This is a genomic window from Streptomyces sp. cg40 (assembly GCF_050320165.1).
Taxonomy (GTDB): domain Bacteria; phylum Actinomycetota; class Actinomycetes; order Streptomycetales; family Streptomycetaceae; genus Streptomyces; species Streptomyces hokutonensis.
This window is the reverse complement of the sequence record NZ_CP190128.1, coordinates 9,834,011-9,848,398: the sequence shown is the minus strand read 5'-3', so window position 1 is coordinate 9,848,398 and position 14,388 is coordinate 9,834,011. Positions and strand designations below refer to the sequence as shown.

Annotated in this window: 10 protein-coding genes; 5 read left to right on the top strand and 5 right to left on the bottom strand. The window is 70.0% G+C overall.

The features are described 5' to 3' along the window. Positions 1 to 26: 26 nt before the first annotated feature. Complete coding sequence (locus tag ACQHII_RS44470; RefSeq protein ID WP_427924613.1) at positions 27 to 4,433, top strand: FtsK/SpoIIIE domain-containing protein; 4,407 nt, start codon at positions 27 to 29, stop codon at positions 4,431 to 4,433. 85 nt (positions 4,434 to 4,518) lie between these two features. Here ACQHII_RS44470 and ACQHII_RS44465 read toward each other — a convergent pair whose 3' ends face one another. Next, positions 4,519 to 5,196, bottom strand: a complete 678-nt coding sequence (locus tag ACQHII_RS44465; protein WP_427924612.1) for a hypothetical protein — start codon at positions 5,194 to 5,196, stop codon at positions 4,519 to 4,521. Then, positions 5,193 to 5,486, bottom strand: coding sequence for a hypothetical protein (locus ACQHII_RS44460; protein ID WP_427924611.1), 294 nt, complete (start codon positions 5,484 to 5,486; stop codon positions 5,193 to 5,195). The genes ACQHII_RS44465 and ACQHII_RS44460 overlap by 4 nt, the downstream gene beginning before the upstream one ends. A 253-nt stretch (positions 5,487 to 5,739) precedes the next feature. Here ACQHII_RS44460 and ACQHII_RS44455 point away from each other — a divergent pair, with 253 nt between their 5' ends. Together ACQHII_RS44455 and ACQHII_RS44450 are read left to right on the top strand one after the other, a co-directional pair. Next, positions 5,740 to 6,351: a COG4315 family predicted lipoprotein gene (locus ACQHII_RS44455; RefSeq protein ID WP_427924610.1), complete on the top strand. Its 612-nt coding sequence runs from the start codon at positions 5,740 to 5,742 to the stop codon at positions 6,349 to 6,351. A 625-nt stretch (positions 6,352 to 6,976) separates the two neighbouring features. Further along, positions 6,977 to 7,717, top strand: a complete 741-nt coding sequence (locus tag ACQHII_RS44450; RefSeq protein WP_427924609.1) for an SDR family oxidoreductase — start codon at positions 6,977 to 6,979, stop codon at positions 7,715 to 7,717. A 243-nt stretch (positions 7,718 to 7,960) separates the two neighbouring features. Here the strand turns inward: ACQHII_RS44450 and ACQHII_RS44445 are convergent, their stop codons facing one another. Beyond that, entirely contained in the window at positions 7,961 to 8,140 is a 180-nt protein-coding gene (locus ACQHII_RS44445; protein ID WP_427924608.1) for a hypothetical protein, read from the bottom strand. Between the two features lie 516 nt (positions 8,141 to 8,656). Between ACQHII_RS44445 and ACQHII_RS44440 the strand changes: the two genes are divergently transcribed. Further along, complete coding sequence (locus ACQHII_RS44440) at positions 8,657 to 10,219, top strand: putative T7SS-secreted protein (RefSeq protein ID WP_427924607.1); 1,563 nt, start codon at positions 8,657 to 8,659, stop codon at positions 10,217 to 10,219. Between the two features lie 1,350 nt (positions 10,220 to 11,569). On the opposite strand, the gene ACQHII_RS44435 is transcribed toward ACQHII_RS44440, so the two are convergent. After that, the gene (locus ACQHII_RS44435; RefSeq protein WP_427924606.1) at positions 11,570 to 12,307 is read right to left on the bottom strand and encodes a hypothetical protein; all 738 of its coding nucleotides are present in this window, start codon (positions 12,305 to 12,307) and stop codon (positions 11,570 to 11,572) included. A gap of 195 nt (positions 12,308 to 12,502) precedes the next feature. Here ACQHII_RS44435 and ACQHII_RS44430 point away from each other — a divergent pair, with 195 nt between their 5' ends. Further along, a complete protein-coding gene (locus ACQHII_RS44430) occupies positions 12,503 to 13,033 on the top strand; it encodes a sigma-70 family RNA polymerase sigma factor (RefSeq protein ID WP_427924605.1) in 531 nt (176 codons plus the stop codon). Positions 13,034 to 13,060: 27 nt separating this feature from the next. Here ACQHII_RS44430 and ACQHII_RS44425 read toward each other — a convergent pair whose 3' ends face one another. After that, complete coding sequence (locus ACQHII_RS44425; RefSeq protein WP_427924604.1) at positions 13,061 to 14,314, bottom strand: cytochrome P450; 1,254 nt, start codon at positions 14,312 to 14,314, stop codon at positions 13,061 to 13,063. Between the last annotated feature and the right edge of the window lie 74 nt (positions 14,315 to 14,388).

Below are 14,388 nucleotides of genomic sequence, written 5' to 3'. Positions count from 1 at the left end.
CAGAGAGAAGACGACGAGCAGTGCGATTGACCGTCAGTGTTCGAGAACCGCAGGACGACGGGGTGTCGACCACCGTCGCAGTCGAGACCGGACCGTCCGTGCCGGTGGGCCGGTTTGCCGCGGAGCTGGCACGGTCGGTCGGCGCCGCGTCGACGTGGCCGGCGGAGGGGACGGTGGGCGCCGAACCGGCGCTCTATCTCGGCCCGGCCCTGGCGGATCCCGCCGCCACCATCCAGGAGGCGGGCATCCGCGACGGCATGGACCTGGGCCTGGGTGCTCCCGTGCCCGGCGGGCCGGTTCCCGAGGGACGGACCGAGGTCCGTGTGGTGTCGGGACCGGGGGCGGGCACCGTGTTCCGTCTGGTGCCGGGCGACTACGACATTGGCGGCTCACCCGAGTGCCCGATCCCGCTCGTCGGCGACGCGCCGCCCCGGGCGGCCCGGGTGAGGGTCCGGGTCGACGGGAGTGCGGAACTGACCGCGCGGGAGGGCGTGTTGCTGGACGGCAAGCCGGTGCCGGACTCCTCGCCGTGGCAGGCGGGCAGTCAGCTGGAGGTCGGGGCACACCTGTTGGAGCTGACCGTCCCGTCCACGCGCAGGGCGCCGCTGACCGTGGCGCCCGACGGGATGGGGCTGGAGTTCAACCGGCCGCCGCGCTTCCTGCCACCGGCGGCGGGCGCGAAGTTCCGGCTGCCCGCACCGCCGAGCAAGCCGGAGAAGCGGCCGATCCCGCTGCTGCCGATCCTGCTGCTCCCGGCGGGCAGCGCCGCGGTGGCCATCCTGGTCACCCATCGGTGGTCGTTCGTCTTCATCGCGCTGCTCTCCCCGATCGCCGCGCTGGCCAGCCAGTTCAGCGGACGCAAGCAGGCGATGGTCAAATACGTGCAGCAGATGAAGGAGTACGAGGAGACGCTGAGCCGTCTGAAGGCCGACATCAACGCGGCCGTCCTCGGCGAACAGCACAACCTCCGCCTCTCCCTGCCCGACCCGGCGGCCCTCCTCCAGATGGCGGCCCAGCCCTCCGAACGGCTGTGGGAACGCCGTTGGAAGGACCCCGACTTCCTGTCCGTCCGCGTCGGCACCACCGACCTGCCGTCGTCCCTGACCGTGGACGACCCCACCCAGGACGAGCACCGGCGCACCACCGTGCCGCGGCTGAACCAGGTGCCGGTCTCCGTCTCGCTGCGCCGCTCCGGGGTCGCGGGCTTCGCCGGCCCGGACGCGACCTCGATGGCGAGCTGGGTGACGGCCCAGGCCGCCGCCCTGCACAGTCCGGGAGACCTGCGGATCGTTGTCCTGGCCGGTCCGGACGGCGAGCGGGACTGGTCCTGGACCCGCTGGCTGCCGCACGCCCAGGCACAGGGCGAGGACGCGTACGCCCTCGTCGGCAGCACCGCGGAGTCCCTGGCGCGCCGCGTCGGTGAAATCGGCCAGCTGGTCGCCTCGCGTATCGCGGCCGGTCCGGAGCTGACCCGCGGCGGGGTGACCGGCCACCCCGACATCCTCGTCGTACTGGAACAGGCTCGCCGCGCCCGCTCCCTCCCCGGGGTCATCTCGCTGCTGCGGGACGGTCCGTCCGTCGGCGTGTACACGCTGTGCGTCGACCGCGAGGAGCAGTTGCTGCCGGAGGAGTGCGGCGCCGTCGTCGTCCTGACCCCCGGCACGCGCTCGCTCCGGCTGCGGACGGACGGCGGCGGGCAACTGGACGGCGTGCGCGCCGACTCACCCGATCCCTTCTGGTACGAGCACTTCGCGCGGGCGCTGGCCCCGCTGCGCGGCGTCGGCGACAACGACGAGAGTGCACTGCCCGCCTCCGTACGGCTGCTGGACCTGCTGGGCATCGAACCCCCGACCCCGGACGCGATCGTGGCCGGCTGGTCACTCGGAGGCCGCAGCACCCGGGCCGTGCTCGGCACCGGCTACGACGGGGACTTCGCCGTCGACCTCGTCCAGGACGGCCCGCACGCGCTCATCGCCGGCACCACCGGCAGCGGCAAGTCGGAGCTGCTCCAGACCCTCGTGGCGACCCTCGCGGTGGTCAACCGGCCGGACGAGATGACGTTCGTCCTCGTCGACTACAAGGGCGGCAGCGCGTTCGCGGAATGCGCCGAACTCCCTCATACCGTCGGCCTGGTCACGGACCTCGACACGGCGGAGGTGGAGCGCGCGCTCGTCTCGCTCGGCGCCGAACTCCGGCGCCGGGAAACCCAGTTGGCGCAGGCGGGCGCCAAGGACGTCGTGGACTACCTCGACAAGCGCTCGCGCGGCGGTGACGTACTGCCGCCGCTGCCCCGGCTCGTCCTGGTCGTAGACGAGTTCGCCTCCATGGTCCGCGAACTGCCCGACTTCATCACCGGGTTGGTCAACATCGCCCAGCGCGGCCGCTCCCTCGGCATCCACATGGTGCTCGCCACCCAGCGCCCTGGCGGCGCCGTCACCCCGGACATCCGCGCCAACACCAACCTGCGGATCGCGCTGCGCACCACCGACACCTCCGAGAGCCGGGACATCATCGACGCCCCCGACTCCGGCGACATCTCACCGGCCAACCCCGGCCGCGCGTACGCCCGTCTGGGCCCCTCGGCCCTGCTGCCGTTCCAGTCGGGCCGGGTCGGCGGCCGGCGCCCCGGCGGACAGGCGGCGGCCGACACCCCGGTCGCGGTGAGCGCGGCACCGATCTCCTGGCACACCCTCGGCGGCCCCCTGCCCGCGACCACCCGGCGCGGCTCCGGGGCCAACCAGACCGAGGCCGTCACCGACCTCGCCGTCCTGGCCGCAGCCATCGCCCGCGCGGCCGAACTCCACGGCACCCCACGCCAGCCCAGCCCCTGGCTCCCGCCCCTGCCCGACACCCTGACCTGGACCCCACCGCCCCCGCCCCAAACCATCGCCGACCGCGCGCCGGCGCTGCCCTCCGTCACGTACGGCCTGGTGGACCTCCCGGCCCAACAGGCGCGCACCGCCCTGACGTTCGACGTGGACCGGGCGGGCCATCTGCACATCGTGGGCTCGCCCCGCAGCGGCCGCTCCCAGACCCTGCGCACCCTGGCCGCGGCCCTGGCACAGGCCCATGGCGCCGACGACGTGCACCTGTACGGCATCGACTGCGGCAACGGCGCCCTCAACGCCCTGGCCGCACTCCCGCACTGCGGTGTGGTGGTCGACCGGGGCCAGACCGAACGCCTCGGCCGCCTCCTGGACCGCCTGAACTCCGAACTCACCGCCCGCCAAAGCATTTTGGGCACCCGCGGCACCGCCGACCTGACCGAACTGCGCGCCGCCCAGGCACCCGGTGAACGGCTCGCGCACATCGTCCTGATGGTCGACCGCTTCGAGGTCTTCGAGCGGGAGTTCGGCACCTACGACAACGGCAGCTATATGGAGCGGCTGCTACGACTGCTGCGCGACGGGGCGGGCGCCGGTATCCACGTCGTCCTCGCGGGGGACCGGGTCCTGGGCGGAAGCCGCTTCTCCAGCACCACCGAGGACAAGGTCGTGCTGCGGCTCAACGACCGCCAGGACTACTCCAGCGTCGGCATCCCCACCAAGTCCGCCCCGACCGCGCCCGCCCCCGGGCGCGGCATCCGTGTCCAGGACCTCAGCTCCGTACAGATCGCCGTCCTGGCCGAGGACCTGTCCGGCACCGCACAGGCACAGGCCCTCACCGACCTCGGCGACGAACTCACCGTCCGGGAGGAGCAGGTTCCCGCACACCGGCGCCCCCTGCGCCTGGACCTCGTCCCCGACCGGATCTCCTACGACGACGCCATCACCCTGCACACACCGGGCGGGCCGATGCGACCGCTGATAGCTGTGGGCGGCGACACCCTCACCTCGCTCGGACCCGACCTGGCCGACGTCCCCTCGTTCATCATCGGCGGGCCTCCGCGCACCGGCCGCAGCACCGCCCTGCTGACCGCGTCGCTGTCCCTCCTCGCCGCCGGCACCGGGCTCCTCGTGCTCGCGCCCCGCCGCTCGCCGCTGCGGGCCTTGAAGGGCTGGGCGGGCGTGGCGGACGTGATCACGGACGCCGAGGTGTCCTCGGACGACTTCCGGCGCACACTCGGCCAGATCGGCGAGGAGCACGGAGTCGTCGTCCTCGACGACGCGGAACTCTTCATGGGCTCCGAGATCGACTCCGACCTCGCGCTCCTCGCGCGCGGCGGCGCCGGCGCGGGATGGGGCGTGCTCGCCGCCGGCAACGCCGAGTCGCTGGCGTTGAGCCTCGCCGGCTGGATGGGCCAGATGAAACGCAACCGCTGCGGCATGCTCCTCTCCCCCCAGGGGCTGGCCGACGGCGAGCTCATCGGGGTCAGGCTGACCCGGGGACTGGTCGGCGCGGCCCCTCAACCAGGGCGCGGGCTGCTGCACCTGGGCGACGGAACCCTGCGGGGAGTGCAGGTGCCCTTCGCCGAGACCGAGCCCGGCATGTAACGGGCTGCTGAGGCTGAGTCCGGCCGCCTGATGTGAGTGGAGGCGCCCCCGGGCCGGGGGGCGCCTCCACTCGCACCTGCACCTGTCAGGCGGCGACGCTCTCCTCCACGAAGCGGAAGGTGCCGGAGATGGCGTCGAACAGGTCGTAGACCTCGTTCTTCAACGGCAGGTTGGGACTCGCCAGAGTGACCACGAGGAACTCCTGCGTGCTGCCCGGCACCGGCATCATCGTGTGCATGACCAGCAGCTTCACGTCGACGTCGGCCGTGATCCGGGCGGTTTCCGTCCCCGTGACCCGGGCGACGGTGCCCACATGGGGTACCTGCGCCGTCGTGACGAGTCGGTCCGCGGGCACCGCACCGTCCGTGGAGGTACCGAGCTGGGTGGACAGCACGGGCAGCGTCAGCTCCTGCCCGACCGGCATGCTCACCGCGAACACCATGCCGTACGCGAGGAAGAGCCCGTCGGCATACATGTCCGCCGTGCCCACGGCCAGCAGCGCGCCGTGACGGCGGGCCGACCGGGCCAGTTCCCTGCCCTGGCGGAACATGTCGTTGATACGGGCCTGTTCGCCCGGCGTGGCAGCGGCGGCCAGCGCACGCGCCCGCACCTCGGCCATGGCGGCGCCGGTGAGGTCGGCCTGCTGCCACCGGTCGGGGATGTCCAGCAGGAAGCCGCGCGCGGGTGCGGTCCGCGGCTCGGTGCCGCCCGCGTCGCCGTCGTGGCCGTCGTGGCCGTCCTGGAAACTGAGGGCAGGTGTCATCCGCCGCTCCCGTCATCGAGGTTCGCCACCGCGTCCTGGTCGGTCTTGGCGAACGAGTCCAGGACGTTCCCGATCGCGTCCTGGACATCCTTGACCTGCTTCTTCAGCTGATTCTTCCCGTCCTCCCACTTGTTCTCGAAGTTCTGGGCGGAGCCCCGGGACAGCTCCCGCCCGAACATCGCGTCGAAGTCGAACGTGTGATGACCGATGTCGATGAAGTCGTGGACGAAACCCAGCGTCGAGCGGGCCTCCTCCAACTCATCGCCGGGGATGACTATTTGTGATGCCATGCACTTCCTCGTTGTTCAGGGTCGGCGAGAACAGGTCCACATCCATCGGAAACACGGGGCCGCGGTCCCGGATCGTTCACCGACGCGCCGCTTCCGGGAGCGGCGGGCGAAAGTCAGCGTCTCGCTGAACTCCGGGCCGGGGCTGTCTCGTGTTTCAGGCATGACGTTCTCCACCGGCCCGATGCCCCCTCACACAACGCGCAGCAGAGTGCTCCGGCGCGCTGTCGTCGTTCCCGCGCTCGCGCTGTGCTGCGTGACCGCACTGTCGGGCTGCGGAAAGACCATCCAGATCGGCGACACATCACAGCCGGCATCCTCCAGCCCGGCATCCTCCACGCCGACCGCGGCCACGACCGACGGCGCCGCATCGACACCGGCCGCGACCGCCGGCAACGCGGCACTGCAGGTCGTCGACTCCACGGCAGCGCAGGCCGGCCTGCACGGCAACGGCGGAACCGTCGTCGGCGTCGCCGTCCAGGAGGCCCCGCCCCGATGGGTCCAGCTCTCCGCCGTCACCAGCGACCAACTGCCTGCACAGCACCTGATCAACATCAACCAGGCCGCGCTGTACCGCTTCGACGACGACTCGGCGACCTCCTCGAAATCGGCCTGCACCGGCGCCTGCATCGGCAAGTGGCCGCCGGTCACGGTCGAGGAGGGCGGCAAGGTCTACATGGCCGGCGTGGACCCGAAAGAGGTCGGCGCCATCCGCCGCGACGACGGGCAGATCCAGATCACGGTCGGCGGCCGGCCGATCTACCGCTACTCGGGCGACAGCAAGCCCGGCGACCTCAACGGCCAGGGCGTGGACGGGAAGTGGTTCGCCGTCGGCCCCAAGGGCGAGAAGGTCACCGGCAAGGGATGACGTTCACCGCGTGAGTGGGCGCAGTGGCTTTGCGTTCCGTGTGGCAGTGGCAGGTGGAGCGGGGCGCTTTGGCGCACGGCCGGGACGAGGAGCAGGGCTGGACGCTGGTGCGGATCCGGGTGGCGCTGGTCATCCGCTGGTTCGGGGTGGAGGACACGGTGCAGGGGGTGCGGCGGCACGGCTGGGCTGCGCAGGTGCTGGCGAGGCGGGCACTGGAGCGGGGCGACGCCGGTGCCGGGCGGTGGCGGAGTGAGGTGGGGGGAGACGGTAGAGCCACTGCGGCGGCCCGGGATGCCTTCATCTGCTTCGAGGACGAGGCGGAACAGGGAGCTGAGTCCGTCGAAGGGTCACACGTGGGCGCCGCGTGGGCAGACGCCCGTGGTGCGCGGCTCGAACCGGGGACGGGTCACCGTGGCGGACGTGGTCTGCCACAGGAGCGGCGAACGGTTCCGCCAGTTCTACCCGTTGCACGTGAACCGGGGACGGAAGGACGAGGTGAAGACCTTCTTCACCCGGCGGGATTACCGCAACCTGATCGTCGTGGAGCACAACCAGCTCAAGACCCCCGTGGTCTGGGTCTGGGGCAATCTGAACGGCCACGTGGTCGACGAGCTCGGAGGCAGCAGTGCTTTCTCTTCACGACAAGGTCGTCGCAATCACCGGAGCGAGCAGCGGCATCGGCGAAGCCACGGCCCGCCTGCTCGCACAACGCGACGCCGCAGTCGTCCTCGCAGCGCGCCGCGGTGAACGGATCGACGCGATAGCGCAGGACATCCGACACGAGGGAGGCCGCGCTGTCGCCTGCGTCGTCGACGTCACCAAGCCCGAGGACCTGCAACGCCTGGTCTCCACCACCATCGACCAGTACGGCCGGATCGATGTTCTGGTGAACAACGCCGGCATCGCCCCCCTCAGCCGCCTGGCCGACCTCGACACCGACGGCTGGTCGGCCATGATCGACGTCCACCTGCGCGGCATGCTCAACGGAGTCGCCGCCGCCCTGCCCGTCTTCCGCAAGCAAGGCTCGGGACATCTGGTCACCATCGCCTCCACCGCCGGCATGGTCGCAGCCCCCGCAATGGCCGTCTACGGAGCGACCAAGAACGCCGTACGCGCAGTCCACGAAGGTCTCCGCAAAGAATCCACCGACGGCGTCGTGCGCACCACAGCCATCTCACCCGGATACGTCATCACCGACCTCGCCGACTCCATGACAGACCCCCACATGAAAAACGAGATCCGTACGCACATGAACGCCATCGGCATCCCCCCAGCCGCCATCGCGCGCGCCGTAGCCTTCGCCATCGAACAGCCTCACGACGTCGAGATCGGCGAGATCAACGTCCGCCCGACCATCCAGGGATAACAACCACCCCACCCACCCCACCGAAGCCCCTCGCGGAGGCCACCGCCACAGTCCGCGTCAACACTCGCGACCGTCCAACTGCCCGCCGGCATACAGTCGTTGCGCCCAAAAAGCGATCCGCGCACTCACTCTCACCCAGACGCACCCGTAAACCGGCGTCGCTCGCAGCCAAAATGGCACAGACATGCCAGGACCCCTGTCAGCAGGAAGGGTGCCGTTCGCGCACGTGGCGGCCGATTCCGATCACCAGCGCGCCGTACGCCATACGCCGGCGCGTTCGTCGCGCATGGCCCTGAGGCGGGCCGCGGAGGAGTCCAGCCGTTTGCTGGTCTCCTGTTCTCGTCGCGCGGCTTCCGTGCTCTTGTCCGCGACCTGCGCCGCGCTCAGTCCCGTGCCCTGCCGATGGACTGAAGCCCGCGCCACATCCTCCGCACTCCACATCACCCCCCGCCCCCCTTCACACCGCCCAGTCGAGGCAGAGCCCGGCAAGCACAGCGAGTGTCTCGACGGTGAGCCCTGCGCGGCGGCCCTTCTGATTCATGATCCAGACTCCGAGCCTGACGGGGCGCTCCTTGCCGTCGACCCCAACCGTTTGTACGCGGGCTCTGGGGGCGGCCACCAAGCCCGCAGTGCCTTCTACTGCGCCAGGCGCCACGCCCCGCTTGAAGGCCCCACCGGCGTAGTGGACGGCTGGGGTCGGCGGGTAGCCAGACCTCGGTGCGTGGTTCGTCGCGTTCCTGCTCCCGCTCGCTGTCCTGAACGTCCTTCTCAACGCGCCGGAGTGCCCTCCAGATGCTCGGGCTGATGGTGAACTCTGCGGTCGTTCCGTTTCGTGTAACGGGTGGCGCGGGGTGTCGAGGCGGCCTTGCTTGCCGTCCGGGCCCGGAACGAAGACGTCGTACGGGCACGCGACTCAACGTCTCAGGGGAGGGGATCGGTATGGCGCGGCGGCATGCGAGTCAGCAGGACTTCGAAGTGGTCGGGATGGACAGCGACCCCACGCCTGGCGATCCGGATCTGATGCAGGGGCTGATCACCCGGTACCGCGATGTCGGGGACGCGGCGGAGAAGGCGCTCAACGTCCTGAAGCGGGATGGTGACATCTCGCGTGGCCGTGGTGAAGCGATCGACGCGCTGAACAAGAAGATCGGGGACGATCTCCCGGACAAGCTGCGGAAGACCGCGACCTCCTATCACGATGCGGCGCAGGCGTACACGGACTACGCGCCCCGGCTCCGGGAGGCGCAGGAGACCTTCGACAGGGCGGTCGACCAGGCCAACAATGCCGCCCCGCAGGCGAACCAGACCCCCACGAAACTCTCCGACACCCCGACCGACGACGAACGCGCGGCGGCCACGCGTCAGCAGAACGAGATCGACGCGGGCAAGTCGGCGCTGAGTGCGGCGAAGGGGTTGGCGGAGCAGGCGCGGCAGATGCGGGAGAGCGCGCAGCGCCAGTGCGAGGACGTCCTGGACCGGGCGGCCCGTGAGGCGATTCCGGAGCGGAACGTCTTCCAGAAGATCGGCGACTTCTTCAAGGACTTCCCGTTCTTCAAGATCCTCCTCGGTGTCCTGGTCGGGATCGTCGCCCTCATCTCCCCCGTGGTCGGGGGCCTGCTGGCCGGCGGCCTGTTCGCGATCCAGCAGATCAGCGCGATCGCCTCGGGCAACTTCGACCTCGGCGAGTTCGTCCTGGGACTGGTCAGCCTCGTCCCCGGCGGATCCCTCCTGAAGGGCATCGGTGGCGGGGCGAGCAGGTTCCTGCCGAACATCACGAAGAACACCACCGGATCGATCAAGAACATCAAATCCACGATCGGCTCCACCAAAACCGTCGGCAGCCCGCTCGGCAACTCGGTCGGCGACGTGTTCAAGAAGGCCGGCGGGGACTTCACCGAGTCCGCGGCCGACGAGGCGGCGAACCAGGCCATCAGCGGGGACGGCTTCGACCCCGCGGCCATCTTCGGCGCCGGCGCCGGCGGAGCGATCGGCGGCGTCCTGGGAGGCGGACGCGGCAAAGGCAAAGGCAAAGGCAAACCACCCGGCATCCCCATCAAAAACGGCAACCCACCCGGCACCACCACCCGAGGCCCCAAACCACAAGACACCGAAACCTCGTCTTCTTCGGGCTCGAATTTCACCGAGGGATCGGCTGAGGAGATCGCGCAGATAGCGGCCGAGTCGCGGGCTAAAGCACTGGCGGATTTCGAGGCACTTGTACAGAAGATTGCGAAGGAAAAGCAGATAACGCCGGAAGAGGCAGTGGAGCAAATACGGAAGGATGCTCTGGGCAACGGCGAACCAAAATTCTTCCTCAGCCAGGAAAAACCGCTGTTTCACTTGCAGCAGCCGCATCCGCAGCCGGATCAGGCACCGCCGCCCCGGCCGCCGCGGAGTTCCCTACGACCGCCGGGCCAGCCGTTGCAACCGCCACAGCCGCAACCCCAGGGCGGCGCAGAGCCTGCAAGTGGGGAGGGTCGGGGAGAGGTCGAGGGGAGTTGATCTCCGGATTCCGAACCTCACCCGCGCCACTATCTCTGATGGCACCGCGTACTTCTCTTCTATCGCTCCCCACGCGCGTGGCTGGTCAGTGCTCCGAACCGCGCGCATCCCCAGGAGTGAACGGGTCGACCACGATGGTGCCGTTGTCGTTGAGTCGTACATGGTCGGCGAGTTGGGCGAGTAGCTATTCGGGGCGCAGTCCGGTGCGGGAGGCGATGGCACGCAGCCAGCGGCTGGGATCGGCGGCCAGCCAGACCTCGGTCCATAGTTCGTCGTGTGCGTCCTGGCGTTTCTGCTGCCTCGCGGTGTGCCGTGCGACGGCCCTGGTGTGCCGTTCGTCGCGTTCCCGCTCGCACTCGCTGCCCTGGACGTCCTGTCCGGGGTCGTAGGGGCCGGCCGTGGACGCCGATCAGGGAGGCGACGCGCCGCCATTCCGTGTGCCGTGCGGCCCACTGCTCTGCAAGATCCTCCGGGTCCGTCGCATACGGCCTCGGATCGGCCACGGGGGAGTCCAGCTGCCCGCTGGTCTCCCGATCCCGCCGCGCGGCTTCCGTGACCTTGCCCGCTACCTGAGGCACCTGCCGATCAGCCCGCCTGCGCCGCAGGCCAGGTCGAGCCATCAGGCGGGTGCGACGGGTCCAGAACTCGCCGGGGCCAATGCCGCGTATGCAGCAGCCCCTGTGACGGAGGCGGTGAAGGTCGCGGAGAGCGTGGCCGGTGCGACACGGGCCATACCTGGTCCCTGCCGCCCAGCCCGTGCAGGGCGTCCCTTTCGCGCGCTGAAGAGCGTCCGACAGGGAGTAGACCGAGGTGAGGGTTCTGCCTGAACAGCGGCACATTACCGGGAGTCAGATCGCTTCTGACAGGCTCCAGCCGTACAGGGTGGCGCCACCGGCCGGCGGCGTCCAGCGACACGTCAACCGCGACCTCCCCGACAATAATCGGCTCGACCAGCCGTACGGCGAGCTGCTCCCGCGCCCCCAGCCTGCACTGAACGTTCACCCCGTCCATGGGTGCGCGGCCCCGCCCGGCTGGAGTTCGTCGGCCAGGGACTGGCGGAGCGTCAGGTTCAGGACGGTGGTGCGTCCGGCGTACTGGAGTCGGCTGCGGCGACGATCTCGGGAAAGGCGCCGTCAGGTTCCGGTCTCGGCGGGAACGGATCAGGATTCGGTCGCCGGGCCACCGTCCCAGGAGCGCCCGGTAGCCGTCTCATTTGGGTTGAGCCGCGTGTTCCGGGTAGAGCACGGGGTCGGGCGTGGGGGTGGCGAGCATCGGTTTGGGCAGGGACCAGGTCGAGGACATGGCCGAAGATGTTCCACCGTGAGCAGGCGACGGGGGCGATATCGCCGGTCAGCGGATGCGTGGCAGGGCTTTGTCCGGGTGCGCGGTCTGCACGTACTTCACCGCGACGCCCGGGTGGATGCCGAAGAGCCGGACGAGGTGCACCGGGTCGGCGGTCTCCTGGGCCTCGTAGAGGATGCGGTCGGCCCAGACCTGGCGGGGCAGCAGCCCGATCTGGTCGAAGGCGGTCCTGCGCGCGCAGTAGCTGATCGGCGGGGATGCCGGGTGGCGGTAGGTCTGGGACGTGATGAGCAGATGAGGGTTGGTGGCCTGTGGCCAGCGCCGTCGGCGTTCGCGCAGCCAGTCGGCCACCAGGCCGGTGCTCAGCTCGTCGAGGTAGACGGTGCGGATGTGCTCGCCCCGTCGCACCTTGAGGGTCCTGTGCGCGAGGTCGGCGTCGGTCAGCCCGAGCCGGGCGACCTCCACGGCGCGCACGGCGTGGATGGCGACCAGCCCGACGATGAGGCGGGCGGCGGGGCCGTCGAGCCGGTCGAGGGCGCCGGCCAGCCGGTCGCTGGACAGCGGCAGCGGCAGGTGTGTCCCGGCGGGCAGTCGCAGCCCCGCGGTGGGGTTGCGGAAGATCAGCCGCTCCTGCTTCAGGGCCCGGAAGATGCTGCGCAGCGCGGTGAGCAGTGCGCGCGCCGGACCGCTGGGGTACTTGGCGAGTTGCGTGAAGGACGCGGTCACCGTCTCCGGGTCGATCTCGCCTGCATAGGCCAGACACGTGGCACGAGACCTCCTTCGCATACAGCGGCAGACCGTCCCGTCGACATGCGACCGCCGGGGAGCGATGTGCACTCCGGTTCCTTCGGCACTCTTTCGGCACTGGTGGCTGTCTACTCTCGCCGCTCCTTGACCGAGAGCCGGACGGGTCCGGGGCCAGTGGGCCTCGCCCTCGCGGAACGGACCGCCGGTACTGCACGGAAGCAGGAAGTTCGCACGATGACGCCGCTTGTGGCCACCGACGAAACAGCGCCCTCTTCAGTATCACGCGCGTTGGACGACCTGGTAAGAGAGCACAATTCCGCGCTCTTCGCCTACGCACGGACCATGCTGACGGACCATCACCTTGCCGAGGACGTCGTCCAGGAGGCGTTCATCAAGGCCTGGCACCATGCCGACCGCCTGCTCAACCAGGAGGGATCCGTCCGGGGGTGGCTGCTCAAGGTGACCAGGAACCTGATCATCGACCGGATGCGCAGTGCCTACGCCCGCCGGGAAGCCCTCACGCGCGACATTCCCGATACGGCACTGCGCGACGAGACCGACTCCCTCCTGCTCTCCCTCGACGTGGCCTCTCTCCTGCGCGACCTGTCCCCGGAACACCGGGAGGCGCTCGTCCTCATCTACATCTACGGGCGTACGGCGGACGAGGTGTCGCACCTCCTGGGCATTCCGGCGGGCACCGTGAAGTCACGCCATCACTACGCGCTGCGCGGTCTGCGCAGGATGCACGCGGGCTACCGGTCCTGATACGGCTCATGCCGGTGGCCCGGGCCGTCACCAGCGGACGGGCAGCTCCTCAAGACCGCCGACCAGGATCCCCGACCGGCGCTTCAACTGCTCGGCCGGTACCGCGAGTTCGAGCGTCGGAAGTCTCCTGAGCAGGGTGGTGAGAACGGTCCTCAGTTCGTTGCGGGCGAATTCACGGCCCACGCAGATCTGGGGACCGTATCCGAAGGTGAGATGGGGGTTGGGGGCGCGCCGCAGGTCCATCCGGTCCGGGTGCGGGAAGACGGTCCCGTCGCGGTTGGCCGCGGCGATCTCGGCCATGACGGTGCAGCCGCGGGTGAGGGTGGTGCCGCCGAACTCCATGTCGGCGGAGAGATAGCGGGGCAGTGCGAAGCCGTGGTTGGCGTCGAAGCGCAGTGCTTCCTCCACCGCGGTGGGGACGAGCCCGGGGTCGGCCAGCAGTTCCCGCCAGCGCTCGCGGTCGGCGAGCAGCATCGCGGTCATCTTGCCGATCATCTGGGAGGTGGTCTCGTGGCCGGCGACGAGCAACCCGATTCCCGCGCTCGCGAGTTCGGGCTCGTTGAAGCGTCCGTCGTCCGCGTCGACGATCGCGGTGAGTTCGCTGATGACGTCGTCGCCCGGGGCGGCACGCCGGTTCTCGATGTGCGCGATCATGTACTCGTAGAAATCGCCTCCGGCCTGGTCCATCTCGCTCTGCGTGTGGCGGGTGAGGCTGAGCAGGACCGTCGACCAACGCAGAATCCGGTCGTGGTCCTGGTGCGGGATGGCGAGGGCCTCGCAGATCACCCACAGGGGCAGTGGCCTCGCGAGGGCACTGATCAGATCGGCGGGTCCCGGGCGCGCGGTCATGGCGTCGATGAGCTCGTCGGCCTTCGCGGCGATGCGGGGGCGCAGTTCGTCGAGCCGCCGCCCGGTCAGGGCCCGGGTGAGGACGGCACGCCAGCGGGTGTGCTCGGATCGGTCGTTGCGGTCGTAGTCGGCGTCCGATATCCCCTCTCCGCCGGAATCTGGGTTGTAGAACAGTCCGCCGTCCTCGGCATCGCCCAGCCGGGCGGTGTCCTCCGCGGCCAGGTTCCTGCGGAATCTGCGGTCGGCGAACAGCTTGCGGACGTCTTCGTAGCGGGTCAGCAGCGCGGTCTCGTCACCGCCGGGTGTGCGTACCCATGTCACAGGGCACTTCTCGCGTAACCCGGCCCACTGGGCGGGCGGTTCGAGGGCGCTGGCGCCCTCGAAGGGGTAGTCCTGCGGGTCTGCGTCAGCGTGGCCGGCGGCCGAGGTCATGTCGTGGTCCTGCCCTTCTGGGCGGCGACTTTCGTCACCGGTGGAATCGGCTGGAATGAAATGCGGGCCCAGAA

Bases quoted from the DNA above. Each gene is read 5' to 3' on its own strand.
- ACQHII_RS44465 (WP_427924612.1), bottom strand. From the start codon at position 5,196: ATGACACCTGCCCTCAGTTTCCAGGACGGCCACGACGGCCACGACGGC.
- ACQHII_RS44460 (WP_427924611.1), bottom strand. From the start codon at position 5,486: ATGGCATCACAAATAGTCATCCCCGGCGATGAGTTGGAGGAGGCCCGC.
- ACQHII_RS44440 (WP_427924607.1), top strand. From the start codon at position 8,657: ATGGCGCGGCGGCATGCGAGTCAGCAGGACTTCGAAGTGGTCGGGATG.
- ACQHII_RS44435 (WP_427924606.1), bottom strand. From the start codon at position 12,307: ATGCGAAGGAGGTCTCGTGCCACGTGTCTGGCCTATGCAGGCGAGATC.
- ACQHII_RS44430 (WP_427924605.1), top strand. From the start codon at position 12,503: ATGACGCCGCTTGTGGCCACCGACGAAACAGCGCCCTCTTCAGTATCA.
- ACQHII_RS44425 (WP_427924604.1), bottom strand. From the start codon at position 14,314: ATGACCTCGGCCGCCGGCCACGCTGACGCAGACCCGCAGGACTACCCC.